At 68.7% G+C, this 24,275-nt stretch carries 22 protein-coding genes and 1 riboswitch; of the genes, 13 read left to right on the top strand and 9 right to left on the bottom strand.

Annotated features, from left to right (window positions below; all coding sequences use genetic code 11):
- Positions 1 to 159: 159 nt before the first annotated feature.
- The gene (locus tag Q9R47_RS14460; RefSeq protein WP_311233892.1) at positions 160 to 519 is read left to right on the top strand and encodes a hypothetical protein; all 360 of its coding nucleotides are present in this window, start codon (positions 160 to 162) and stop codon (positions 517 to 519) included.
- An 89-nt stretch (positions 520 to 608) separates the two neighbouring features.
- Here the strand turns inward: Q9R47_RS14460 and Q9R47_RS14465 are convergent, their stop codons facing one another.
- Complete coding sequence (locus Q9R47_RS14465) at positions 609 to 1,565, bottom strand: restriction endonuclease (RefSeq protein ID WP_311233893.1); 957 nt, start codon at positions 1,563 to 1,565, stop codon at positions 609 to 611.
- A gap of 259 nt (positions 1,566 to 1,824) precedes the next feature.
- A riboswitch (yybP-ykoY riboswitch) is annotated at positions 1,825 to 1,993 on the top strand.
- Between the two features lie 14 nt (positions 1,994 to 2,007).
- Between Q9R47_RS14465 and mntP the strand changes: the two genes are divergently transcribed.
- Positions 2,008 to 2,577, top strand: coding sequence for a manganese efflux pump MntP (gene mntP, locus Q9R47_RS14470; RefSeq protein ID WP_311233894.1), 570 nt, complete (start codon positions 2,008 to 2,010; stop codon positions 2,575 to 2,577).
- A 9-nt stretch (positions 2,578 to 2,586) separates the two neighbouring features.
- Here mntP and Q9R47_RS14475 read toward each other — a convergent pair whose 3' ends face one another.
- Positions 2,587 to 3,408, bottom strand: a complete 822-nt coding sequence (locus Q9R47_RS14475) for a pyruvate, water dikinase regulatory protein (RefSeq protein ID WP_311233895.1) — start codon at positions 3,406 to 3,408, stop codon at positions 2,587 to 2,589.
- 271 nt (positions 3,409 to 3,679) lie between these two features.
- Between Q9R47_RS14475 and ppsA the strand changes: the two genes are divergently transcribed.
- From ppsA to Q9R47_RS14495, 4 genes are all read left to right on the top strand, one after another.
- Positions 3,680 to 6,070: a phosphoenolpyruvate synthase gene (gene ppsA / locus Q9R47_RS14480; protein WP_311233896.1), complete on the top strand. Its 2,391-nt coding sequence runs from the start codon at positions 3,680 to 3,682 to the stop codon at positions 6,068 to 6,070.
- A 16-nt stretch (positions 6,071 to 6,086) separates the two neighbouring features.
- Complete coding sequence (locus Q9R47_RS14485) at positions 6,087 to 6,560, top strand: DUF4212 domain-containing protein (protein WP_404977149.1); 474 nt, start codon at positions 6,087 to 6,089, stop codon at positions 6,558 to 6,560.
- A complete protein-coding gene (locus tag Q9R47_RS14490) occupies positions 6,553 to 8,646 on the top strand; it encodes a VC_2705 family sodium/solute symporter (RefSeq protein ID WP_311233897.1) in 2,094 nt (697 codons plus the stop codon). The genes Q9R47_RS14485 and Q9R47_RS14490 overlap by 8 nt, the downstream gene beginning before the upstream one ends.
- 157 nt (positions 8,647 to 8,803) lie before the next feature.
- Positions 8,804 to 9,286, top strand: coding sequence for a hypothetical protein (locus Q9R47_RS14495; RefSeq protein ID WP_311233898.1), 483 nt, complete (start codon positions 8,804 to 8,806; stop codon positions 9,284 to 9,286).
- Positions 9,287 to 9,329: 43 nt separating this feature from the next.
- Here Q9R47_RS14495 and Q9R47_RS14500 read toward each other — a convergent pair whose 3' ends face one another.
- From Q9R47_RS14500 to Q9R47_RS14510, 3 genes are all read right to left on the bottom strand, one after another.
- Positions 9,330 to 9,689: an FKBP-type peptidyl-prolyl cis-trans isomerase gene (locus tag Q9R47_RS14500; protein WP_311233899.1), complete on the bottom strand. Its 360-nt coding sequence runs from the start codon at positions 9,687 to 9,689 to the stop codon at positions 9,330 to 9,332.
- Between the two features lie 90 nt (positions 9,690 to 9,779).
- Positions 9,780 to 10,121: a winged helix-turn-helix transcriptional regulator gene (locus Q9R47_RS14505; protein ID WP_311233900.1), complete on the bottom strand. Its 342-nt coding sequence runs from the start codon at positions 10,119 to 10,121 to the stop codon at positions 9,780 to 9,782.
- Positions 10,122 to 10,265: 144 nt separating this feature from the next.
- Positions 10,266 to 11,201 (bottom strand): LysR family transcriptional regulator, encoded by a 936-nt coding sequence (locus tag Q9R47_RS14510; protein WP_311233901.1) that lies wholly within the window; start codon positions 11,199 to 11,201, stop codon positions 10,266 to 10,268.
- A gap of 129 nt (positions 11,202 to 11,330) precedes the next feature.
- Between Q9R47_RS14510 and Q9R47_RS14515 the strand changes: the two genes are divergently transcribed.
- From Q9R47_RS14515 to Q9R47_RS14525, 3 genes are all read left to right on the top strand, one after another.
- On the top strand, positions 11,331 to 12,404 hold the full coding sequence (locus Q9R47_RS14515) for a hydroxymethylglutaryl-CoA lyase (RefSeq protein ID WP_311233902.1): 1,074 nt from the start codon (positions 11,331 to 11,333) through the stop codon (positions 12,402 to 12,404).
- Between the two features lie 53 nt (positions 12,405 to 12,457).
- The gene (locus Q9R47_RS14520) at positions 12,458 to 13,681 is read left to right on the top strand and encodes a CaiB/BaiF CoA-transferase family protein (RefSeq protein WP_311233903.1); all 1,224 of its coding nucleotides are present in this window, start codon (positions 12,458 to 12,460) and stop codon (positions 13,679 to 13,681) included.
- Between the two features lie 80 nt (positions 13,682 to 13,761).
- Positions 13,762 to 14,847, top strand: coding sequence for a tripartite tricarboxylate transporter substrate binding protein (locus tag Q9R47_RS14525; RefSeq protein ID WP_311233904.1), 1,086 nt, complete (start codon positions 13,762 to 13,764; stop codon positions 14,845 to 14,847).
- Positions 14,848 to 14,859: 12 nt separating this feature from the next.
- Here the strand turns inward: Q9R47_RS14525 and yddG are convergent, their stop codons facing one another.
- Both yddG and Q9R47_RS14535 read right to left on the bottom strand, forming a co-directional pair.
- On the bottom strand, positions 14,860 to 15,774 hold the full coding sequence (gene yddG / locus Q9R47_RS14530) for an aromatic amino acid DMT transporter YddG (RefSeq protein WP_311233905.1): 915 nt from the start codon (positions 15,772 to 15,774) through the stop codon (positions 14,860 to 14,862).
- Positions 15,775 to 15,804: 30 nt separating this feature from the next.
- Positions 15,805 to 16,785, bottom strand: coding sequence for a LysR family transcriptional regulator (locus tag Q9R47_RS14535; protein ID WP_311233906.1), 981 nt, complete (start codon positions 16,783 to 16,785; stop codon positions 15,805 to 15,807).
- 154 nt (positions 16,786 to 16,939) lie between these two features.
- On the opposite strand from Q9R47_RS14535, the gene Q9R47_RS14540 reads away from it, so the two are divergent.
- The 4 genes from Q9R47_RS14540 to Q9R47_RS14555 all read left to right on the top strand — a co-directional run bounded on the left by Q9R47_RS14540 (position 16,940) and on the right by Q9R47_RS14555 (position 20,988).
- Complete coding sequence (locus tag Q9R47_RS14540; protein WP_311233907.1) at positions 16,940 to 17,878, top strand: dihydrodipicolinate synthase family protein; 939 nt, start codon at positions 16,940 to 16,942, stop codon at positions 17,876 to 17,878.
- Positions 17,879 to 17,932: 54 nt separating this feature from the next.
- On the top strand, positions 17,933 to 18,913 hold the full coding sequence (locus tag Q9R47_RS14545) for a tripartite tricarboxylate transporter substrate binding protein (RefSeq protein WP_311233908.1): 981 nt from the start codon (positions 17,933 to 17,935) through the stop codon (positions 18,911 to 18,913).
- Positions 18,914 to 18,953: 40 nt separating this feature from the next.
- On the top strand, positions 18,954 to 19,754 hold the full coding sequence (locus tag Q9R47_RS14550; RefSeq protein WP_311233909.1) for an SDR family oxidoreductase: 801 nt from the start codon (positions 18,954 to 18,956) through the stop codon (positions 19,752 to 19,754).
- Positions 19,755 to 19,818: 64 nt separating this feature from the next.
- Positions 19,819 to 20,988: a mandelate racemase/muconate lactonizing enzyme family protein gene (locus Q9R47_RS14555; protein WP_311233910.1), complete on the top strand. Its 1,170-nt coding sequence runs from the start codon at positions 19,819 to 19,821 to the stop codon at positions 20,986 to 20,988.
- Positions 20,989 to 21,262: 274 nt separating this feature from the next.
- Here the strand turns inward: Q9R47_RS14555 and herA are convergent, their stop codons facing one another.
- Both herA and Q9R47_RS14565 read right to left on the bottom strand, forming a co-directional pair.
- Entirely contained in the window at positions 21,263 to 23,032 is a 1,770-nt protein-coding gene (herA, locus tag Q9R47_RS14560; protein ID WP_311233911.1) for an anti-phage-associated helicase HerA, read from the bottom strand.
- Positions 23,029 to 24,264, bottom strand: a complete 1,236-nt coding sequence (locus tag Q9R47_RS14565) for a DUF4297 family anti-phage-associated protein (RefSeq protein ID WP_311233912.1) — start codon at positions 24,262 to 24,264, stop codon at positions 23,029 to 23,031. The genes herA and Q9R47_RS14565 overlap by 4 nt, the downstream gene beginning before the upstream one ends.
- Between the last annotated feature and the right edge of the window lie 11 nt (positions 24,265 to 24,275).

Here is a 24,275-nt window from a genome sequence, read left to right on the forward strand (position 1 = left end):
GGAGCGGCGATGCCGCTCCCTTTTTCGTTGGCCCGCGGTGGTGGTCCTGGCCGGCATCCCTGCCGGTGGAAAGGGTTCGCGGCGGCATTTTGTGATTGATATTCATTCTCATATACTGCCCGCAGCCAGCCACACCAACGCACCCAGGAGTTTCCCTGCATGTCCGACGCTTCCCGTCCATCCGCCAACCCGCTGCTGCACCCCTCCGAGGCCGAGCCGGGCCTGCCCTGTGCCGAAGCGCTGCTGGCCGGCACGCTGGCGCTCATGACCGGCTATGCGCACACCGAGCGCACGGGCGATCGCGAAGCCATGGGCCGCAAGATTGCCGCCCACCTGGAGAGCCTCGCGCGCATGGAGGGCCTGTCGCCGCATTTCCGCACCATGGCGGGCAACCTGAACAACCGCTGGTCCCGGCGGCTGGGCCTGGCGGCGGGGGAGGGGGCTGCGGTGCCGGCCGGCCCGAGTGCGGCGGAGCTGCAGCGGCGGCTGTGGCACACGGCGCCGGAAGCGCTGCAGTGAGCGCCTGGGCCGTCTGAAGCTTCGGCGGCAAGGCGTCCGGGGCCCTGCGGTTGGCAAGCGGTGCTGTTATTGTGACCCCACCCGGAAAATCACATCGGCTTGGTACCCCGGCACCGCGGGTACGCCGAACATCCCCAGAACGCATGCCCTGCCGAGGCCCCGCGCTTGGCGACCCGGCGCACCATCGGCTGTGCGCAGGCCGGGCATGACGGCGCCGTCGCGGGATCTGGTGCAGATACGGGTGCAGGGGACTGAGCAGGAGCGGGAGTGGAAGCCGGCGCAGGGGGCGGTGCGTCCATGGTCGGCTCCCTGGGGGCCCGCGGAGCGTGCGCCGCTGCCGGCTGTGAAGGCGAATGCGGATGCGAACGCGCCGGCGATCGCCCCTGCCGTATCCACTGCAGCAATGCCTCGCCGTCGATGAGCCGGATGTTCCGCCCGCTGGCGAAGTCCGTGGCCTCCTGCGTGAAGCGGCCCGAGGTGACGACGAAGCCGCCCGCGGCGCCCCGCGCGGCCATCACCCCGTAGAGCTCGCGCACCACGGTCACGCCGACCTTGAAGGCCTTCCACTGCTTGCACTGCACGAGGAACCGGTCGCCGCCCTTGCCGAGCACGAGGTCGACGCCGCCGTCCGCGCCACCGCCGCCCGTCTCTTCCACGAGGTACCCCTGCCTTCGGAAGCTTTCGCCCACGAGCACTTCGAACGCCTGCCACGTCATCCCATGCAGGGCGTCGGCGGCTGGGTTGCGGGCTGCGGTGTCGATCAGCCGGCGGCGCTCGCGGCGGCGCAGGGCGGAAGCGAGGGCCCCCATCGCACACACGAACGGCAGCAGGAACTGGCCGCCATAGGCCAGCCCGCGCCAAATGCTGCTGGTGGCCATGCCGGCGATGTCCTGCGGCGAGCTCGCCACCGGCAACGGCGCATTCGCCCAGCGGTGCAGCACCAGATAGCTCACGATGGCCAGCAGCACGCCCGCCCACCAGGGCAGCAGCGCCACCAGTTCCATCAGGTCATCGATGGCGGATGTTTTTCCTCGTCTTCGGGCCATGTCGGCACTCCCTCTCTGTTTGTTTTGAACGCGCATTCTGCACGCCCCTGGCTGCCTAACGTCTTCTGCAAGAATCCCGTGGCAGCCCTGCCGGCTGGCGTGTCCATGCAAGAATCCAGCGTTCGCTTCTACGGCAGCGAGGTGGCGATGGGGCTGGGCGCAACGTACCGGCCAGGAATGCGACCCGTTTCCAGTAGGCTTCCTGCCGTCGGGGCCATGGGCGTGCGTTCGCCCAGCCTCTTCTAGAATCGCGGCTCCCTTGGGGAGTAGCCTGCCTTCACCGCTGAAGGCGCCTGCGTCAACACACTCGGCATCCCGCATGCCGTGGCGCCGGCATCCGTTGATCGGTTGGCGAGACCATCGGCACTCCATCGCGGCGCAGGCCGGGCAGCGATGGCGTGCCGTTGCGCTCGTGCCCGGCCGATCACAAGTTGTCTTCCCCATGAATCTCGCTGCCATTTCGGTGCTGGCCTTCGCCATGTCGACCGACGCCTTCGCCGCCGCCGTCGGCAAGGGCACCGCCCTCCTCAAACCCCGCTGGTCCGAAGCGCTGCGCACCGGCGCCATCTTCGGCGTGATCGAAGCGCTCACGCCCGTCGCCGGATGGGCGCTGGGCTCGATGGCGTCGGATTACGTCAAGGCCTGGGACCACTGGATCGCGTTCGTGCTCCTGGTGTGCCTGGGCGGCCACATGCTGATCGCGTCGATGAAAAGCCCCGGGGAGATGGAGGCCGAGAAGCCGAGCCGGCACGGATTCTGGCTCCTGGCGGTGACCGGTTTCGCCACCAGCATCGACGCGATGGCGGTCGGCGTGGGCCTCGCCTTCCTCGACGTGAACATCGCCGTGGTGGCCGTGGCCATCGGCCTGGCGACCTTCACCATGGTCACGCTGGGCGTCATGGTCGGCCGCCTGCTGGGAGCCGTCGTGGGCCGCTGGGCCGAGGGCCTGGGCGGCGTCCTGCTCATCGGGATCGGGTCGCTGATCCTCTTCGAGCACCTCACGGTGGCCTGAGCGGGCGAATCAGTACACCAGCCGTTCCGGCCGCACTTCCTGCAGGATCGTCGTCGCGATCTCCTCGATGCTCTTGGTGGTGGTGGAGAGCCAGCGGATGCCCGAGCGCCGCATCATCGCCTCCGCCTCGGCCACCTCGTGGCGGCAGTTCATGAGGTCGGCGTACTTCGAGCCCGGCCGGCGCTCGTTGCGGATCTGCGAGAGCCGCTCGGGCAGGATGGTGAGCCCGAAGATCTTCTTGCGGTGCGGCTCCAGCGCGGGCGGCAGCTGCTTGCGGTCGAAGTCTTCCGGTATGAGCGGGTAGTTGGCCACCTTCAGGCCGCACTGCATCGCCAGGTAGAGGCTGGTCGGGGTCTTGCCGCTGCGCGACACGCCCACCAGGATCACGTCGGCGCCGTCCAGGTCGCGGTGGCTCTGGCCGTCGTCGTGGTCCAGGCTGAAGTTGATCGCCTCGATGCGGTCGGTGTATTCCTTGCTCAGGCTCACGTCCGCGAAGCGGCCCACGCGGTGCAGCGACTTGATGCCCAGCTCGCCCTCCAGCGGGCGGATGAAGGTGCCGAACATGTCCAGCAGCATGCCCTTGCAGTTCTCCTGGATGATGCGCAGCACGCTCATGTTGACCAGCGTGGTGAAGACGACGGGCTTCTTGCCCTCCAGCTCGGCCGTGTGGTTGATGCGGCGCACGGCCTGGTGGGCCTTGTCCTCGGTGTCGATGAAGGGCAGGCGCACGTGGCGCGGCTTGATGTCGAACTGCGCCAGGATGGCGTTGCCGAAGGTTTCCGCCGTGATGCCGGTGCCGTCGGAGATGAAGAATACGGTGCGCGTGTGCATGGGTGGGTCGGGGCTTTCCGGGGTGGATCGATTCGCTCGGGGGTGGCTGGACCGGGACGCCGGTGATGTCCCACAAGCGCCTCGCGGCCGGCCGCCCTACAATCGCGCCCATTATTCCCATTTCCACCATGCACGCGCCCGGCCTACAACCAGAACAGCCAAGCCACAGCGCGCCGTGCATGCGTGACGACGGCGCCCCCGCCAGCCCGCCCCCGCGCGCGGGCGGCCTTGTGCGGCGCGCAGACCCGGTTTCAACTTCTGGAGCTTTCCCATGTCTGCACTGTTCGAATCGACCGCCCTGGTCGTTCCGTTTGAGAACCTGAGAATGACCGACGTCGAGTCGGTGGGTGGCAAGAACGCCTCCCTCGGCGAGATGATCTCCCAGCTGCCCGACGGCGTGCGCGTGCCCACCGGCTTCGCGACCACCGCCCATGCCTTCCGCCAGTTCCTCGCCCACGACGGCCTGGCCCAGAAGATCAGCGACCGCCTGAAGACCCTCGACACCGAGGACGTGCGCGCCCTGGCCGCCGCCGGCGCCGAGATCCGCGCCATGGTCGAGGCCCAGCCCTTCCCGGCCGACCTGGAGCAGGCCATCCGCGGCGCCTTCGCCACGCTGTGCGGCGACAACGCCGAGGCCTGCTTCGCCGTGCGCTCCTCCGCCACCGCGGAAGACCTGCCGGACGCCTCCTTCGCCGGCCAGCAGGAGACCTTCCTGAACGTGGTGGGCATCGACGACGTGCTGCACAAGATGAAGGAGGTGTTCGCCTCCCTCTACAACGACCGCGCGATCAGCTACCGCGTGCACAAGGGCTTCGCGCACGACGTGGTGGCCCTGTCGGCCGGCGTGCAGCGCATGGTGCGCTCCGACCTGGGCGCCGCGGGCGTGATGTTCACGATCGACACCGAATCCGGCTTCGACCAGGTGGTGTTCATCACCTCCAGCTACGGCCTGGGCGAGACGGTGGTGCAGGGCGCCGTGAACCCCGACGAGTTCTACGTGCACAAGCCGATGCTGGCCGCCGGCAAGCAGGCCGTGATCCGCCGCAACCTGGGCAGCAAGCTGGTGCAGATGGTCTTCGCCTCGCCCGAGGAGAAAAAGGCCAATGGCAAGCTGGTGAAGACCACCGACGTGCCCACGGAACTGCGCAACCGCTATTCGCTGACCGACGCCGACGTCGAGCAGCTCGCGCGCTACGCACTGCTGATCGAGAAGCACTACGGCCGCCCGATGGACATCGAGTGGGGCAAGGACGGCACCGACGGCCAGCTCTACATCCTGCAGGCCCGCCCCGAGACGGTGAAGAGCCAGCAGCAGGGCCAGGCCGAACTGAAATTCAAGCTCAAGGGCACGGGCACGGTGCTGGCCGAGGGCCGCGCCATCGGCCAGAAGATCGGCACGGGCCCGGTGCGCCTGGTGGGCGACATCGCCGAGATGGACAAGGTGCAGCCCGGCGACGTGCTCGTCACCGACATGACCGACCCCAACTGGGAGCCCGTGATGAAGCGCGCCAGCGCCATCGTCACCAACCGCGGCGGGCGCACCTGCCACGCGGCCATCATCGCGCGCGAACTCGGCATTCCCGCCGTGGTGGGCTGCGGCGACGCCACCAGCCTGCTGAAGGACGGCACGCTGGTGACGGTGAGCTGCGCCGAGGGCGACACCGGCAAGATCTACGACGGCCTGCTGGAAACCGAGGTGACCGAGGTGCAGCGCGGCGAGATGCCGAAGATCGACACCAAGATCATGATGAACGTCGGCAACCCCCAGCTGGCCTTCGACTTCTGCCAGCTGCCCAACGAGGGCGTGGGCCTGGCGCGGCTGGAATTCATCATCAACAACAACATCGGCGTGCATCCGAAGGCCATCCTGGACTATCCGCAGATCGACGCCGACCTGAAGAAGGCCGTCGAATCGGTGGCCCGCGGCCACGCCAGCCCGCGCGCGTTCTACGTGGACAAGGTCGCCGAAGGCATCGCCACCATCGCGGCCGCCTTCTGGCCCAAGCCGGTGATCGTGCGGCTGTCGGACTTCAAGTCCAACGAGTACCGCAAGCTGATCGGCGGCAGCCGCTACGAGCCCGAGGAAGAGAACCCGATGCTGGGCTTCCGCGGCGCGGCGCGCTACATCAGCAAGGAGTTCGGCGAGGCCTTCGCCATGGAGTGCGAGGCTTTGAAGCGCGTGCGCAACGACATGGGCCTGACCAACGTGCAGGTGATGGTGCCCTTCGTGCGCACGCTCGGCCAGGCCGACCGCGTGACGCAGCTGCTCGGCGAGCACGGCCTGAAGCGCGGCGAGAACGAGCTCAAGCTCATCATGATGTGCGAGGTGCCCTCCAACGCCGTGCTGGCCGACGAGTTCCTGCAGTTCTTCGACGGCTTCTCGGTGGGCTCCAACGACCTGACCCAGCTCACGCTGGGCCTGGACCGCGACTCCGGCCTGGAGCTGCTGGCCCAGGACTTCGACGAGCGCGATCCGGCCGTGCAGGCACTGCTCTCGCGCGCCATCGAGGCCTGCAAGAAACAGGGCAAGTACGTCGGCATCTGCGGCCAGGGCCCCAGCGACCACCCGGACTTCGCGCTGTGGCTCGCGAAGCAGGGCATCTCGTCGATCTCGCTCAACCCCGACAGCGTGATCGCCACCTGGCAGAAGCTCGCCGGCTGACGGCGCACGCCAGCCCATGCCCGCGCCGCCGCCGCCCTCCAGTCCGCCGCGGGCCGCGGGCGGGCCGCACGGGCCCATGGGGCCCGCGATGGCCGCGGGGCACGGCCTTGGCCATGGCGACGGCGATGGCGATGGCCGTGCTGGCGGCACGGAGGCCGCGCCGTTCGCCCCCGACCTGCACGATGCGCGCCACCTCTGGCTGAAGGCGGTGCTGCTGCTGGCCTGGGCCGCGGTGTCGTTCGGCGCCTGCTACTTCGTGCGGGACCTCACCTGGCGCCTGGGCGACTGGCCCCTGGGCTACTGGATCGCGTCGCAGGGCGCGGTGCTGGCCTTCATCGCCATCGTGGTGGCCTACTGCGTGGCGATGGACCGCTTCGAGCGCGCGGATGCGCGCGTGGCCGCCGACATGCAGGCGGCGGGCGGCACGGTCGCCGCCGCGGCACCGGCGCAAGCCCCGGCCACGGGCAGGGCGCCGCGCTCCCATGGCTGAAGGGCCGTCCGGGGGCTCCGGTGCCGCGGGCCACGGGCGCCTGCACCGCCTGCTCGCGCTCTACACCCTGGGGGTGCTGGCCTTCCTCGCGCTCATGGCCTGGGCCGAGCACCGCGGCCTCTCGCGGCAATGGATCGGGCCGATCTTCCTCTTCCTCTCCGTGATGGTCTATGCGGCCATCGGCGTGTACGGCCGCACCACCGACCCGGAGGAATACTACGTCGCGGGCCGGCGCATTCCGCCGTTCTACAACGGCATGGCGGCCGCGGCCGACTGGATGAGCGCCGCCTCGTTCATCAGCCTCTCGGGCGCGCTCTACCTGCAGGGCTTCTCGGGCGGTCCGGGGCAGGCCGGGGGGCTCGCCTACCTGCTGGGCTGGACGGGCGGCTTCTGCCTCGTCGCGCTGCTGATCGCGCCGCACCTGCGCGCGATGAACCTCTACACGATTCCCGAGTTCTTCCAGGTGCGCTTCGGCGGCCGCTGGCCGCGCGTGATCGCGGCGCTCGCGGCCGTGCTGTGCTCGTTCACCTACGTGGTGGCGCAGATCTACGGCGTGGGCCTGATCGCCTCGCGGCTCACGGGCGTGCAGTTCGAGATCGGCATCATGCTGGGCCTGGGCGGCGTGCTGCTGTGCTCCTTCCTGGGCGGCATGCGCGCCATCACCTGGACCCAGGTGGCGCAGTACGTGGTGATCCTGCTGGCCTTCCTGATCCCCGTCTCGTGGCTCGCGTACAAGCAGCTGGGCAACCCGCTCGCCGCGGCGGTCTATGGCGGGCAGATCGGCAAGATCGCCGCGCTGGAGTCGGAGCTGCTCGCATCGCCGGCCGAGCGCGAGGTGGTGGCCGCGCACGCGCGCCGCGCGCAGGAGCTGCAGGAGCGGCTTCGCGACGTGCCCGCGGCGCTGGAGCGCGAACGCGAGGCGGCGCGCGAGCGCGTGCACCGGCTGCGCGACGCGCAGGCCGACGTGGCGAGCGTGGTGGCGGCCAGCCGCGAACTGGCGCTGCTGCCGCGCGACGCCGAGGCCGCGCGCGAACTCTGGACGCGCGAGATGCGCGAGAGCCAGGAGCGCGCCCGCCCGCTCGGTGGCCTGCCGCCGCATGGCTTGGCCTATCGCGGCGACCCGGCCGGCACGCCCGCGGAGCAGGAGGCCTACGAGGTGTCGCGCCGCAACTTCCTGGCGCTGATGTTCTGCCTGATGGTCGGCACCGCCGGCCTGCCGCACCTGCTCACGCGCTACTACACCGTGCCCACGCCCTCGGCGGCGCGCGCCTCGGTCGCCTGGTCGCTGTTCTTCATCGCGCTGCTCTACCTGAGCGCGCCCGCGCTGGCGGTGCTGGTGAAGTTCGAGGTCATGCAGAACCTCGTGGGCAGCCGCTTCGATGCGCTGCCGGCGTGGATCGGGCAGTGGTCGCGCGTCGATCCGGCGCTGCTGTCGGTGCAGGACGTCAACGGCGACGGCATCGTGCAGTTCGGCGAGATCCGGCTGGGCGCGGACCTCATCATGCTGGCCACGCCGGAGCTGGGCGGCCTTCCTTACGTGGTGTCGGGGCTGGTGGCAGCGGGCGGCCTGGCGGCGGCGCTTTCCACCGCGGACGGCCTGCTGCTCACCATCAGCAATGCCCTGGTGCGCGATCTGTACCTGCGCGGGTCCGGCCGCGGCCGGCCGGTGTCGCCGGAGCACCGGGTGATCCTCACCAAGTTCGCGCTGCTCGCGGTGGCGCTGGTCGCGGCCTTCGTGGCCGCGCTCAAGCGCTCGGAGATCCTGCCGATGGTGTCCGCATCGTTCTCCATCGCCGCATCGGCCTTCGTGCCCGTGATGGTGCTCGGCATCTTCTGGCGGGGCGCGACGCGGCAGGGCGCGGTGGCGGGCATGCTCTGCGGGCTCGGGACCACGCTCTACTACCTCGCCGCATTCACCGACGCGGCGCAGGCCGTGGCGCCGGCGTGGCTGCTGCCGCGAGGGCTGTGGTTCGGCATCGATCCGGTATCGGCCGGCGTGTTCGGCGTACCGGCGGGCCTCGTGGCGGCCTGGCTGGTGAGCCTGGCGACGCGCTCCGCGCACGCCCGGCCGCACGCCCCGGCCTGAACGCCCCGTTTCTGCCTGGACCCTGGCGGGGCGGCCGATCGGAGCGGGGGAGGGGCGGTTGCAACACATCGCAACAAACCCCGATTCACAAATGGCCGAGCGCGTGCGACGCTGGGCCGACTTCGCCGCTTGCGGCTTCCCTCCAGAGGTCCACGACGTGCTTCTCGTCAAAACCCCCGCGGGCCAGCTGGCCCTGAAAGACCGCCATGGCGGCCTCACGCCGCGCCAGCGTTCCGCGTTCATCCTGTTCGATGGACAGCGGACGCTGGAGCAGGTACTGTCCGCCACGGCGGCGATGGGCATCACGGTGGACGACGTGCGGGCCATGGTCGACCAGGGCCTGCTGGAATCGCCCGATGGGCGGGCCCTGCCGCAGCCGGTGGCGGCGGCCCCTGCGGCCCCGGGCGCCAGCGGCGCATCCGCACCGCCGTCCCCGTCCGCCACGCTGGCGGACCGCTACCAGAATGCCTACCTCGTGGCCACGCAGCTCACTTCCAGCGCCGGCCTGCGGGGCTTCCGCCTGAACCTGGCGGTGGAGGGCGCGCGCAGCGTGGAGGAACTGGCCGCGCTCGCGCCGAGGATCCGCGATCTGGTGGGGGAGGAGAAATACAAGCGCCTGCAGGAGGCGCTGTTCGGTTGAGCGGCGCGCTGCTGCAGCGCGCCGGACAGGGAAGGACGGGCGCTCAGCGGCCGACGCCGAGCAGTTCCACGTCGAACTTCAGCGTGGCGTTCGGGGGGATCACGCCGCCGGCGCCGCGCGCGCCGTAGCCCAGGGCCGCGGGGATGATGAGCGTGCGCTGGCCGCCGATCTTCATGCCCTGCACGCCTTCGTCCCAGCCCTTGATCACCATGCCGGCGCCCAGGTGGAATTCGAACGGGTCGTTGCGGTCGCGGCTGGAGTCGAACTTCGCGCCCTGCTGGCCGTCGTTGTAGAGCCAGCCGGTGTAGTGCACGCGCACGGGCTGGCCGGCGGTGGCCTCGGCGCCTTCGCCGACGGTGGTGTCTTCGTATTGCAGGCCGGACGGGGTGGTGGTGAAAGCCATTCGCGAAACTCCTTGGGGGTGGGTGGCGGTGCGCCAGGAAAGAAAGGGAGGGGAAAGAAAAACCGCAAAAAGGAAGGACCGCGGGGCGCGTCAGTCCGGCGACTTGGCGGCCGCGGCCGCCGCCGCTGCGCGGGCACCGCGCGCTGCGACCCAGCGGGTGGCGAAGGCCTGCACGTCGCTCAGGCGCTTGAGCAGGTCCACGCCCGAGGGCGTGACCGTGTAGCCGTCGCTGCCGTGGTCCAGCAGGCCGGCCTCGCGCAGTTCCTTGATGCGGGTGTTGAGGGTGTTGGGGGTGATGCCGCCGACGCTGTCCTGCAGCAGCCGGAACGTCTGCGGATGGCCGTCGCGCAGGGCCCAGAGCACGCGCAGCGCATAACGGCATTCGAGCTTTTCGAACAGCTGGTTGATGGCGGCGTTTTCCTTGGAACTCATGGCGGGTTCTCCTTGGCGCGGGGACGGTGCGATGGCCCGGAACGGACGGGCACCCGGGCACCGTGAAAATATAGCGTGGAAATCGGGTTGCTACAAGTTTAATAGCTCAAGATGCTTGCCTGGCAGGCGCGCCCTGCAAAAAACTCAGGTGTTACCGCCTGGTTGCATCCCCGCCTCCGGGCCTCTGCCGCGGCGGGCGAGGTAGTCGGCCAGCAGCGCCGCGGCGGCGGGCGGGCCGTCGCCCGCGCGGGCGCAGATCGCGAAACGGCGGCGGGCCCACGGGTCAGCCAGCGGTACCACGCGCACCCCGCTCACGGCGGCGAACGGTCCGGCCACCTCGCGCGGCACCACGCTGATCGCCAGGTTGGCGCGCACCACGCGCAGCGCCGCGTCGAAGTTGGAGACGAACACCCGGTGCAGCAGCGTGCGCCCCTCCAGCGCGGCGGCGCGCGCCAGCAGCACCTGCACCGCGCTCAACGCCGGCATGCTGACGAATTCGTACCCCAGCACGTCGGCGAAACGCACGCTCTCCAGCGCCGCCACGGGGTGCGAGGGATGGGCCGCGATGGCGAGGTGGTCGCTGCGGTAGGCGCGCGTGTGCAGGCCCTGCAGGTCCGCCGCGTCCCAGCAGATGCCCAGCGAGGCGCTGCCCTCGCGCACGCCGCGCACCACCTCCGGGCTCACGCGCTCTTCCATGCTCACCTGGATGTCGCGGTGCGCGGGCTCCTGCAGAAAGGCCGCCACGTCGTCGGCCAGCGATTCGGCCATGACCGACGTGGTGACCAGCATGCGCACGTGGCCGCGCACGCCCGTGGCGAAACCGGCCATGTCCCGCTCGATGCGGCCTGCGGTGGCGAGCATCTCGCGCGCATGCTCCAGCAGCGTCTCGCCGGCCGGGGTGGGGGCCACGCCGTGGCGCTTGCGTACCAGCAATTGCGTGCCCACCGTGTCTTCCAACTGCGCCAGCCGCTTGCTGACGGCCGAGCCCACGATCGATTCGCGCTCGGCCGCGCGTGCGATGTTGCGCTGCTCGCAGACGGCCACGAAGAGCCGCAAGGTCAGCAGATCGAGGGAGCGCATGGGGCAGGGTAGAGATGTTCCATTCGGGAAATTCTGGCCTTCTCAAATTGAGATCACGGAGTGTGCGGGAATTTCTAGAATGGCTGCGTCCCTTGTTCGCACGCAGGCCCGGCCCGTCCGGGAGATTCCATGCCCGCCACCGATCCTTCCGCCGTCGCGCCGTCCGCGCCGTCCACCGCCCTTCCGTCCGGCCCTGGAGCATCTGCGGGCCTGCCAGGCATTCCCGCTGGCGCCGCATCCGGCCGCCCGGCAGTCCGCCCTCGCGCCGAGGTGCGCGAAGTCGGTCTGCGCGACGGCCTGCAGAGCATCGCGGCCACCGTGCCCACGCACCACAAGACGGCCTGGATCGCTGCCGCGCACGCGGCCGGGCAGCGCGAGATTGAGGTCGGCTCCTTCGTGCCCGCACGCCTGCTGCCGCAGCTGGCGGACACCGCCGAGGTGCTGGCGTTCGCGCGCACGCTGCCCGGGCTGGTGGCCTCGGTGCTGGTGCCCAACCTGAAGGGCGCCGAACGCGCGCTCGAATGCGGCGCGCACCTGATGGTGGTGCCGCTCTCGGCGAGCCATGCGCACAGCCTCGCCAACCTGCGCAAGACGCCCGACGAGGTCGTGGCGGAGGTGGCGCGCATCCGTGCCGCACGCGACGCGTCCGGCAGCCGCACGCTGATCGAGGGCGGCGTGGGAACGGCCTTCGGCTGCACGCTGCAGGGCGACGTGGCGGAGAGCGAGGTGCTGCGGCTGATGCAGGCACTGCTCGATGCCGGTGCCGACCGCGTGAGCCTGGCCGACACCGTGGGCTATGCGGATCCGCAATCGGTGCTGCGCCTCTTCGGCCGGGCCCGGGCCCTGGTGGGCGACCGCCTGGCCTGCGCGCACTTCCACGACACGCGCGGCATGGGCCTGGCGAACGCCTATGCGGCCTGGCAGACCGGCGTGGCGCGGTTCGACGCAAGCCTGGCCGGCATCGGCGGCTGCCCGCATGCGCCGGGGGCCAGCGGCAACGTCGCCACCGAAGACCTCGCCTTCATGCTGGAGCGCATGGGCGTCGGCACCGGCCTCGACCTGCCCGGCCTGCTGGCGTTGCGCGAGCGCGTGAGCGGCTGGCTCGCCGGCGAGACCCTGCATGGGACACTCTGGCGCGCGGGCCTGCCCAAGGGTGGCCTGGTGGCGTGGTCCGAGGCCCTTGCGGAACCCGTCTTCGCGTGAGCGCACTGCACCGCCTCCCGTTCTTCGTTCCCTCTTCGTCCTCGCGCAATCCCATGACTTCTTCCGCCACTCCCGCAAACCCTTCCCCGGAACGCACCCTGCCACTGGCGGGCCTGCGCGTGGTGGAGTTCACCCACATGGTCATGGGCCCGACCTGCGGCATGGTGCTGGCGGACCTGGGCGCCGAGGTCATCAAGGTGGAACCGGTGGAGGGCGACCGCACGCGCCATCTGCTGGGCGCGGGCGCGGGCTTCTTCCCGATGTTCAACCGCAACAAGAAGAGCATCGCGATCGACCTGCGCAGCGCCGAGGGGCTGGAGGTGGCGATCCGCCTCGCCTCGTCGGCCGACGTGGTGGCGCAGAACTTCAAGCCCGGCGTGATGGCGAAATACGGCCTGGATTACGCGGCGCTCTCGCGCCTCAACGAAGGGCTGGTGTACGTCAACCACACGGGCTTCCTGCCCGGGCCCTACGAGCACCGCACCGCGCTCGACGAGGTGGTGCAGATGATGGGCGGCCTCGCCTACATGACGGGCCGCCCCGGCGACCCGCTGCGCGCCGGCACCAGCGTGAACGACATCATGGGCGGCATGTTCGGCGCGATCGGCGCGATGGCGGCGCTGATGCAGCGCGCGCAGACCGGCCGCGGCCAGGAGGTGGATTCCGCGCTGTTCGAGAACAACGTCTTCCTGGTGGGCCAGCACATGATGCAGTACGCCGTGACCGGCCAGCCCGCGGCGCCCATGCCGGACCGCATCTCCTCCTGGGCCGTGTACGACGTGTTCAGCGTGAAGGACGGCGGCCAGATCTTCCTCGCCGCGGTGAGCGACGCGCAGTGGCGCACCTTCTGCACCGCCATGGGCTATGCGGACCTGCTGGCCGATGCCGCGCTCGCCCTCAACAACGACCGCGTGCGGGCCCGCGCCACGCTGCTGCCCGAACTGCGGCGCCGCCTCGCGCAGCACGCGGCGGAAGAACTCGCCGCGGTCTTCGAGCGCCACGGCCTGCCGTTCGCGCCCATCCTGCGGCCCGAGCAGCTCTTCGACGATCCGCACCTGAACGCCACCGGCGGCCTGGCCGAGGTCACGCTGCCCGACGGCGACCGGGCCGGCGAGCGCGCGCGCGTCACCCTCATGCCGCTGCGCATGGGCGGCGAGCGCCTGCCCGTGCGCACCGATCCGCCCCGGCTCGGCGAGCACACGCGCGAACTGCTCGAAGGCCTGGGCTACGCGCCCGGCACCATCGACGCGCTGCGCGAGGCCCGTGCCGTGGCCTGACGGCCGACCGCTTCCCCGGGCCTTTGACATGAGCGCGGCGCCAGTCCGCGCGGCCCACCCACAACGATGGAGACATGCGCATGCCGATCCTGCCACCCACCCTGGCGGCTCCCCACCGCCACCGCTCTGATGCCGATGCCGGTGCGCCCACAGCGCACGCTGGTCCCGCCGCGGGCTCCGCCACGGCCCTGACCCGCCGCGCCGTCCTCACCCTCGGCGCCGCGGCCTTCGCCACCGCCGGGAACGGCCTGCGGCCCGCCCGCGCCCAGTCCCCCCCGGACAGGCCGCTGCGCATCATCCTGCCGCTGTCCGCCGGCTCGGGGGCCGACGGCGCCATCCGCGCGGTCAGCACCAGCTTGGCGAAGGCGCTCGGCCAGCCCGTGATGATCGAGAACCTGCCCGGCGCGGGCGGCATCACCGGCACCGCGCAGATCGTGCGCGCGCCGAAGGACGGCTCCGTCATCGGCGTGGTCTCCAACAACCACGTGGTGAACCCCAGCGTCTACAAGAACATCCCGTTCGATTCGCTCGCCGACATCGCTCCCATCACCATCCTGGGCGCCACGCCGTTCGTGCTGGTGGCGAACCCCGCGGTGCCGGCCGCGAACGTGCGCGAGCTGATCGCCTATGCGAAGGCGAAGCCGGGCGTGCTCAACTACGGATCTTCCGGCAACGGCACCATCCTGCACCTGGGCGCCGCGATGTTCGCCGACCAGGCGAAGCTGGACATACAGCACGTCCCCTACAAGGGCATGGGCCCGCTCATGAACGACGTGCTGGGCGGACAGGTGCAGCTCGCCGTGGTGGCCGCCGCGCCCGCCGCACCGCACATCCAGTCCGGCGCGCTGCGGGCGCTGGGCGTGACCACCGCGGCGCGCGTGCCCACGCTGCCGGGCGTGCCCACGATCGCGGAGCAGGGCCTGCCGGGCTTCGAGCTGGACGGCTGGATCGCGCCCGTGGCGCCTGCCGGCATCCCGAAGGCCGAACTCGCGCGCCTCTACGCCGGCTTCAAGGCGGCGATGGAGATGCCCGAAGCGCGCAATGCGCTCATCGCCCAGGGCTACGAGATCAAGCTCACGCCGCCGGACCAGGCCGCGGCCTTCTTCCGCAGCGAGGCCGCGCGCATGGCGCAGGTGGTGAAGAGCGCGCACCTCACCATCGACTGAGAGCGGGCGCCGTCAGCACGCCTCGGCGTGCGCAGGCACCTTCGCGCGCCCGCGCGTCGCGAGCCAGCACAGCACCGCGCCGCCGCACACCATGCCGGCCCCTGCCCAGAAAGCGGCCGGGAGAGGCACCCGCAGCAGCACGGCCGCCAGCGCCGCCGACAGCACCGGCGTGAAGTACGACGCCCCCGCCAGCAGCGTCACGTTGCCGTGCAGGATGCCCACGTTCCACGCCGCGTAGCCGAAACCCATCGCCGCAGCGGCCAGCGCGAGGTGCACCACCGTGGGCAGGCTCCAGTGCATCGCCGGCGCGCCGCCCGCGAGGTATTTCGTCCACAGCACCATCGCGGTCAGCAGGAAGAACAGCGTGATCCCGTTCGTGCCCCGCGCGATGCGCGCCGTGACGGTGCAGTAGGCCGCCCAGATCAGCGCCCCGGCGAACGCCAGCCCGTAGCTCAGCGGGTTGCCCTGGATGTTGCCGAGCATGCCGGCCGCGCTCACGCCGTTGCCGCCGCCCAGCACCATGCAAATGCCCGCCAGCGACACCGCCAGCCCTGGCACCACCAGCCAGCCCGCGCGCTGGCCGTTGAACAGGATCGACGCCACCATCGTGAACGTGGGCCACAGGTAGTTCACCATGCCCACCTCGATCGCCTGCTGCCGCGTATTCGCATAGCCGATGGAAAGCGACAGGCACAGCTCGTAGCTCACGAACAGCACGCTGCCCCAGGCGAGGTACCGGCGCGGGAACGCGCGCAGCGGCGTGAAGCCGACCGTGGCCCACAGCAGCACCGAGGCCGCGGTGTAGATCGCCGCCGCGCCGCCCGTGGCCCCGAGCCCCTCGGCCACGCCGCGGATCAGTCCCACGATCGAAGCCCACAGGGCGATGGCGAGGAGGCCGATGAGCGTGGCGCGGTTCCTTTTTTCCATCCCCGGATTATCGAAGCCGCAGCCCGGGGCTCAGCCCGCGGACGCGAGGCGCCAGAACGCCTCCGCCGCGTCCGACATGTCCGTGCGCTGGCGATAGAGCCGGATCTCCACCGGCACGTCCCAATCGGCCGGCCCCGCGGGCACCAGGGTGCCGGCGCGCAGCTCGTCCGCGACCAGGCTCTGCGGCAGCCAGGCCACGCCGCGCCCGTCCAGCGCCAGCGTCTTGAGCAGCGCCGCATGGTGGGCCGTGAACACCACCGCCACCTCGCCGGGCAGGCCGGGCACCGTGCCGCTCTCGAACACGCCGCGGCGCAGCGCGCGCATGATGCGCCCCAGCCCGGACGCATCGCTGTACGCCAGCACGGGCAGCGGGGAGGCTTCACGCTCCGACGCGCCGGCCAGCGCATCCGCCGCTGCGTCCGCCGACGGTATCGCGTGCAGCGGCGTGCCATCCGCACGCGGCGCGGAGACGGGGCGCAGCACGTCTTCCGCGAGCCGCACCACCGGGTAGCCCGCCTCGTCGAGCCGCCCCGGCACGGCCGCGTGCCCGTGGCACAGCACGAACTGCACGCGCCGCTGCAGCGCCAGGTCCTCGCAGGCACGGTAGCTGTCGGAGCTGGTCTGGATCGGCCCCAGGCGCAGCTGCGCCTCCAGCCCGCCCAGCCAGCGCGGGAAGAACGTGAGCGAGAGCACGTGCGTGGCCGCGAAGCGCAGGCTCGCGGCCGATTGTTCCTGCGCCGCGCGCGCCTTGATCCGAGCCGCCTCCAGCCGGGCGAGCACGTCCTCCAGCAGCGGCTGGAAGCGCTGGCCCGCGGCGGTGAGCGCGGCCGGGTGCGCGCTGCGGTCGAACAGCTCGGCGCCCACCCAGTCCTCCAGCGCACGGATGTGGCGGCTGAACGCGGGCTGCGCGATGGCGCGGGCCTCGGCCGCGCGCGAGAAATTGCCGCTCTCGGCGAGGGCGAGGAAATCCTCCAGCCACTCCAGATCCAGCGGTCGGTTGCCGGGGCCCATGCGTCTCCTGGCGCGTGCCGGGCACGCGGATAGTTGTATGCGATTCGGGTATTGGACGGCCGCGGGCAGGGCGGGAATCATCCGCTGCGTTCCCCTTCCTTTTCCACCAACGATCCAACGACGGGACCATCCCGGAACCACGGAGACAGCCCACATGCCTTCCATCGCGAATTATCGCGGCATCATCCCCGCCATTTCGTGCCCCTTCACGCCGGACCACCGCATCGACGAGCCCGCGCTGCGCAAGCTGGCCTCCTGGCTCGCCGGCCACGACGGCGTGGTCGCCATCATGACCAACGGCCACACCGGTGAAGTGTTCTCGCTCACCCCGGCCGAGCGCGCGGAAGTGACCCGCATCGTGGCGGACGAGTTGGAAGGCCGCTGCCCGGTCATCTCCTCCATCGTCTGCGAAGGCCTGAAGGACGCCGCCGACCATGCCCGCGCCGCCGTGGCCGCCGGTGCCGTCGCGCTCGACGTGATGCCCCCGCACCACTGGCTGCGCTTCGGCTTCACCTCCGGCCATGCGCTGCAGTACTTCGAGGCGATCCACGAAGCCGCGCCGGAAGCCGACCTCGTCTGCCACGTCTACCCCGCCTGGACGCGTGCCTCGTACTCGTCGCAACTGCTCGCCGACCTCGCCAGGCTGCCCTACCTGCAGGCCTTCAAGGTGGGCCAGCGCGACATGAACAAATACGCCCGCGACATCCAGGCGATCCGCGAGGCCGATGCCTCCAAGGCCATCCTCACCTGCCACGACGAATACCTGCTCGCCTCCATGGTGCAGGGCGTCGATGGCGCGCTGGTCGGCTTCGCCACCTTCATCCCCCAGCTCATCATCGACCTGTGGAACGCCGTCAAGGCGGGCGACCTCAAGAAGGCCATGGAAGTGCAGGCCGTCATCACCCCGCTGAAAGACGCCGTCTATGGCGGCGGCGAACCCACGGGCGAGGCCCACGCGCGCATGAAGGGCGGCATGTACCTGGCCGGCGTGATCGACGACGCCACCGTGCGCCCGCCCACCGAGGCGCCGAGCGCGAAGGAAATGGATGCCCTGCGCGCCGCGGTGAAGCAGGCCGGTCTGCTGCAGCGCTGAGCGAGACAGCTCTCCCGGTGGCCTCACAAGAAACAACGACGGAGACAAGACACCATGCAACGCAACCATTTCCTGCGCGCCGCCCTGGGCGCCGCCGCCCTCGCGGCGGCGGCCGGCGCCGTCGCGCAGACGCAAACGCTACCACAGACCTATCCGAACAAGCCCGTGCGGATGGTCATCCCCTTCCCGCCCGGCGGCACGCTCGACGCCGTCGGCCGCATGCTCGCGCAGAAGCTCGGCGAGCAGACGGGCCAGTCCTTCGTCGTGGACAACAAGCCCGGCGGCAGCGGCGTGATCGGCGGCGACACCGTCGCCAAGGCGGCGGCCGACGGCTACACCCTGCTGTTCAGCGCCTCCACGCACACCACGGCGCCGATGACGCTCAAGTCCGCGCCCTACCACGTCACGCAGGACTTCGTGCCCGTGGCCCTGGTCGCCAAGGCACCCCTCTCGGTCGCGATCAACAAGGACCTGCCCGTCACCGACATCAAGAGCCTGCTCGCCTACGCCCAGGCCCGCCCCGGCAAGATGACCTTCGCCGTCGGCTCCATCGGCTCGGCCGGGCACCTATCCACCGAACTGCTCAAGCGCGCCGGCAAGATCGACTACCTGATCGTCCCGTACAAGGGCACGGCGCCGGCCTTCCAGGACCTGATCGGCGGTCAGATCGACGGCTTCATCGACCCGATCCTCGGCTCGCTCCAGTACCACAAGAGCGGCATGCTGCGCGTGGTGGCCGTCACCTCGGCCCAGCGCGTGCCCAGCCTGCCGGACGTGCCCACCGTGGCCGAAACCATCCCCGGCTACGAGTTCTACAGCTGGTACGGCCTCTGGGCCCCGGCCAAGACGCCGCCCGCGCTCGTGCAGCGCCTGAACGCCGAAGTGAACAAGGCCCTGGCCGAGATCGGCCCCAAGCTCAAGGAGCAGGGCCTGCTCGTCACGCCCGGCAGCGCGGAGGATTTCGCCAAGTTCCAGCGCGAGGACATGGAACGCTCCCAGAAGATCGTGACCGAGGGCCGCATCCGTGCCGAGTGACGCCACCTCCGCCGCAGCGTCCGTCCCCGAGCCCTCTTCGGTGGCTGACGCCGTAGGCCCCGTGCCGCACGCCGTCGTCACCGGCAGCAGCAGCGGCATCGGCCGCGCGATCGCCGAATCTCTGCTCGCCACCGGCTGGCGCGTGACGGGGCTCGACGTCGCACCGCCCACCATCGCGCACCCGGCCTTCGCGCACCTGCCGGTGGACCTGGCCGATGGCGCGGCCATCGCCCGTGCCGCTGCGGCGCTGCTGACGGCAGGGCCACGCGATACCACGGCGCCGAACGCATCGGGCCACGCCAGCGCCCGCACGCCGGACCCTTCCCCCGCACCCCAGGCCCCCGATGTCCCCGATGCCCTGGTCCACGCCGCAGGCGTTCTGCGCGTAGGCCTGCTCGGCCAGCTGAACCATGCCGGCGGCGAACTCATGTGGCGCCTGCACGTCGATGCCGCCACGCGCCTCGCCGATGCGCTCGTGCCCGCCATGGCCGCGCGCGGGCGGGGCCGCGTCGTCTTCATCGGCAGCCGCGTGGCCCAGGGCATGCCCGGGCGCGGCCAGTACGCCGCCACCAAGGCCGCGCTCATCGCGCTCGCGCGCAGCTGGGCGGCCGAGGTGGCGGGGCAGGGCGTCACCGTGAACGTCGTCTCGCCCGCCGCCACCGCCACCGGCATGCTCGCCGACCCGGCCCGCGCCGGCAGCGCGCCGCGCCTGCCGCCCATCGGCCGCCTCATCGAACCCACGGAAATCGCCGCGCTCACGGGCTACCTGCTCTCGCCCGCGGCCGCCGCCATCACCGGGCAGGACATTGCCATCTGCGGCGGCTCCTCCCTCGCCCGCTGAACCGCCTTCGTTTCCGTCCCATTCCATCCCCATCCATCCCACACGGCCCGAGCCTTTCACCACCATGAAAATCATCGACATCCTCGAATCCACGCGCCCGATCAAATCCGATATCCGCAACGCCTACATCGACTTCTCGAAGATGACGCTCAGCCTCGTCGCCGTCGTCACCGACGTGATCCGCGACGGCAAGCCCGTGATTGGCTATGGCTTCAACTCCAACGGCCGCTACGGCCAGGGCGCGCTCATGCGCGACCGCTTCATCCCGCGCGTGCTGGAGGCCGACCCCGCCTCCCTGGTCGATGACACCGGCGACAACCTGTGCCCCCACAAGGTCTGGGCGCGCATGATGACCAACGAAAAACCCGGCGGCCACGGCGAGCGCTCCGTCGCCGTCGGCACCATCGACATGGCCGTGTGGGACGCCGTGGCAAAAATAGCGAACAAGCCCCTCTACCAGCTGCTCGCCGAGCGCTACGGCAACGGCACGCCCGCCAACCCGCGCGTGTTCGTCTATGCGGCCGGCGGCTACTACTACCCCGGCAAGGGCCTGGACGGTTTGAAGAAAGAGATGGAGAGCTACCTCGCGCGCGGCTACTCCGTCGTCAAGATGAAGATCGGCGGCGCCACCCTGGCCGACGACTGCGAGCGCATCGAATCCGTCCTGAAAATCCTCGGCCCCGGCCAGCAGCTCGCCGTGGACGCCAACGGCCGCTTCGACCTGCAAACCGCCATCGACTACGGCAAGGCCCTCTCCCAATACCCCCTGTTCTGGTACGAAGAGGCCGGCGACCCGCTCGACTACGAACTGCAAGCCAAACTCGGCGAGGTGTACCAGGGCCCCATGGCCACGGGCGAAAACCTGTTCTCCATGCAGGACGCCCGCAACCTCATCCGCCACGGCGGCATGCGCCCCGACCGCGACTGGCTGCAGTTCGACTGCGCCCTCAGCTACGGCCTCGTCGAATACCTGCGCACGCTCGACATGCTCAAAGAGAACGGCTGGTCCCCCAGCCGCTGCATCCCCCACGGCGGCCACCAGATGTCATTGGCCATCGCCGCCGGCCTGGGCCTGGGCGGCAACGAGAGCTACCCGGATTTGTTCCAACCGTATGGCGGGTTCCCGGATGGGGTGAAGGTGGAGGACGGGTATGTGACGCTGCCGGCGTTGCCGGGGATTGGGTTTGAGGGGAAATCGGACCTGATTGCGGAGATGCGGGCGTTGGCGGGTTGAGGGCAATAGGACGTGGGTGCTTGTGAGAGTGAGCGCTGGCCGTTATCCAATTTGGAAATGGCCGCATTGCGGCCATTTTTTGCCTTGGCCATTTCGTTGCACGCTGCGTGTGTAGTAGGAAATACGACCGCTATGGAGAGGAAGCGGACCTTCCCCATTATTCAGCGCACCGTCTGCTTGATGCCGCAATGCCGCGCATGACGAGCAGGCCAAATCTTCAACGACCTGGACGTACATCTGCATGGGGCAAGGTATCTGGGGGAGGCGCCTCGCGTCACTCCTTGAGCCAAGTCTTCTTGATCCGCTCGAAGTTGAGCTGCTTCCACTCTTCTTTCCAAAGCTGGTAGTAAGGGATGTCAGTCGACGATGGCGCTGGGTCGCAGCGCTGAACCTTGACCAACGACGGCATCACCACAGACTCGCCGATTAACAGAGCCTCGCCGGCGCCTAGAGTTGGTAGCTTGTCGCACAGGTTGCCGAGCGTGTCGGGCAGCAAACGCGCTACGTAGCTCTGGTCACTCGGGTTGGTCAGTCGCATCGCGAGGAAGTTGCTGCACTGAGAGAAGATCGTCTCGGAGATCTCTGATGGCCGCTGACTCGACAGGAGCAGCGTCACGCCGTACTTGCGCCCCTCTTTAGCAATGCGCTCGATCGAGAACTTGGACGCGCGAAAGCGCGCTAGATCGCTGTTAGGCACGTACTTGTGAGCCTCCTCGTACACGAGCAGAAGCGGCGCGTCGGTGTTGATCTTTTCCTGCGCCGCAGTCCGCATCACCTTGTAGTGGTACCCGTATTCGAACAGGATCCGAGAGATTAGCGATACGGTGATGCTGAGGACCTCAAAGGGGACGCCGCTCAAGTCGATGATCGTGACGTTGGAATTCGTGTTTCCATACCCGATCAGGCTCTTCAGTGTCCCCTCTAGCGAGGCCGTGTCTGCGGAAGGACCGAAGAGGAACTGCAAGCGATCCTGCGCTACCTTGCCCTCAAATCGCGTGAAGAACTTGTCCAGCGACTTGTCGGCATAGCTTCCTGAGGTGATGCTCTCGCGCTTCGTTGGATGGAAATCGAGCCGCCGCGCGAAGTACATGTCTAAACGCTGGTCGGGATCCAGCTCAAGGCCATCCGTTTGTCCCGCCTTCCCATCCGACCCAAGCGAGTAACTCGCATCCACCACCATGTACCGCGCCTCGTTCTTCGAGTTCACAGTCTCGTTCTTGATGTTGTACAGCGCGTTCAGCACCTCATGGATGTTGAACTTGAGCGGGCTGTCGTAGAAGACGTTCTTCGCGCCCTTGTTGTGGCGCTTCTTGTTCTCTGTCACCAATTGGCGGAACACTGCCGACTGGTTGTAGTTGTCGCGCTCGCCGGTATCCAACAGCACCTCTTCCAGCTCCTCGCTGTTGAGCAGCCAGTAGGGCAAGGTCAAGGTACTTGCGTCGAGGAAATTCGCATCAGGAAACGCCGTTCGGTACTCAGAATGGATGTCAAAGATGACGACGTGCGAGTTGTTGAGCGCATACTGACCATCTTTTGCGCTCACCGCTGTCTGGATGATCTTGGCGATCGTGTGAGATTTGCCCGCACCGGTGGAGCCCACTATGGCCAAGTGCTTGTTGAAGAACCGGTCGCCATCCACTGGCACAGTGATCTTGTCGTTGGATATTAGGGAACCAAAGGCGAACTTCTTGGCCGGCTCCACGGACTCCTCAAAGATCTTCTTGATGTCGTCATCCGTCGCTGGCGTCACGCCCGTCGGCGGAATGGTCAGCGTGTCGCCGCCGCGGATGAACTTGCCGCTAGCGATGATTCCCAGCGGGAGTGCCTCGATGATGTGACGGCGCTCGGCCTTGTCATTCACCTCAATGCAGAAGTTTTCGATGATGGCGATGAGTGCACAGTCCTCGCTGTCGGTGATTCGCAGGTACGAGCCCACCTTGAGGCTCTTGTCGTTGGCAAACGCCGAAATGTTGCTCACCGAGATCTTCACCTTGTCCGGGAAGACAGCGATCACTTCGGCCTTAATGTCTTGAGAATCGCTCATGACTGCATCACCTCCTGAAGCAGATAGGCACTGTTACTCTTGATTGAGTGCAACCCGCGGGCCCTTGGCACGAGGCTGTTGTCTAGCGGCGAATCTTTGTAGAAATCGTAGACGTCGACGACCGATCCGGTGCAGGCAGCAATGGTCGGCGCGAGTTGTTGCTCACTGGGGACAAACTTGATCGTCCAAAGCTTTTCCTTGGTCGGGTCAGCCGCCAACATGGTGGGCGAGAACTCGGCGCCTTGGAAGGGGTAGCCGTCATTGAAGACCACACCCTGCGCCCACAAGCTGGCTTTAAGCTCGATCAAATGCTCAGGCGTCACGCCTCGCAGCAGCACGTACGGGCAGAACCTGTCGGCCGTCGGCGTTCGCTGGAGCTCCTTGTGTGAGAAGAACTGTCCGATGCGAACGAGCATGCGAGTGGCCTGTCCCACCTCGTACTCATTGGTCATGTCGATCACGAAGAACCTCGCGGCCTTTGGCATCTTTGTCTTGCCGAAGTAAAAGTACTTGCGGCGGACCATCCGAGCGAAGTACTCGCGCCCGAGATGATCCCGTAGCCATGCACTGAAGACCGCGTCTTTGCGGTTGATGGCCTTCAGGAACTGATCTTTGGTAATTCTTCTCTTGACCTCATCCGCTTCGATGGCCAAGCCCTGAACGACGTTGATCGCCATCGGATAGAAGAAGATCAAGGCGTTATCGGGGCTGCACTCAGGGATCTCGGATGCCAGGAGTTTGAGTACCTTGGCCCGCTGCTCGTCGTAGGACAGCGCATTCACGTCAAGGTCCAGCAAGCCTCGAAAGTCGGCAAGCTGCACATCGGTGATCTTCAGTTCCTCGTGCACCTTGTGGACCTGCTTTTCCTTCGTGTAGGTCAGGAAATGCTCTTTCAGAAACTCGTCCGTCAGCGGGAGCGTGAGCTTGTGCTGGCCGCAGCGGTAGTGGCCGTGCAGCCTGTACCTGAACGCCTGGCCGCTAGAACAGCCTGCGGCATGGAAATGCCGCAGCATGTGAATGACCGCCTCCTTGATCACCGAGTGGTTGTACTCCGTACCTTCGTAGTACTTGCACTGCACGAAAGCGCTCTTATCGCCATCGTCGAGATCGATGTCTTCCACCCCCTCGACCGTGACGCTCCCGTGCTTGGTCGCCTCAAGCAATCGCACGATCGTCTGGTCGAACTGGTAGAAGTAGCCTTTAATCGTCGCGGTTGCGCTGCGGTCGGTCACGTTCGTTCCTC

It is taken from the genome of Acidovorax sp. PRC11, from assembly GCF_031844105.1.
Taxonomy (GTDB): domain Bacteria; phylum Pseudomonadota; class Gammaproteobacteria; order Burkholderiales; family Burkholderiaceae_C; genus Paracidovorax.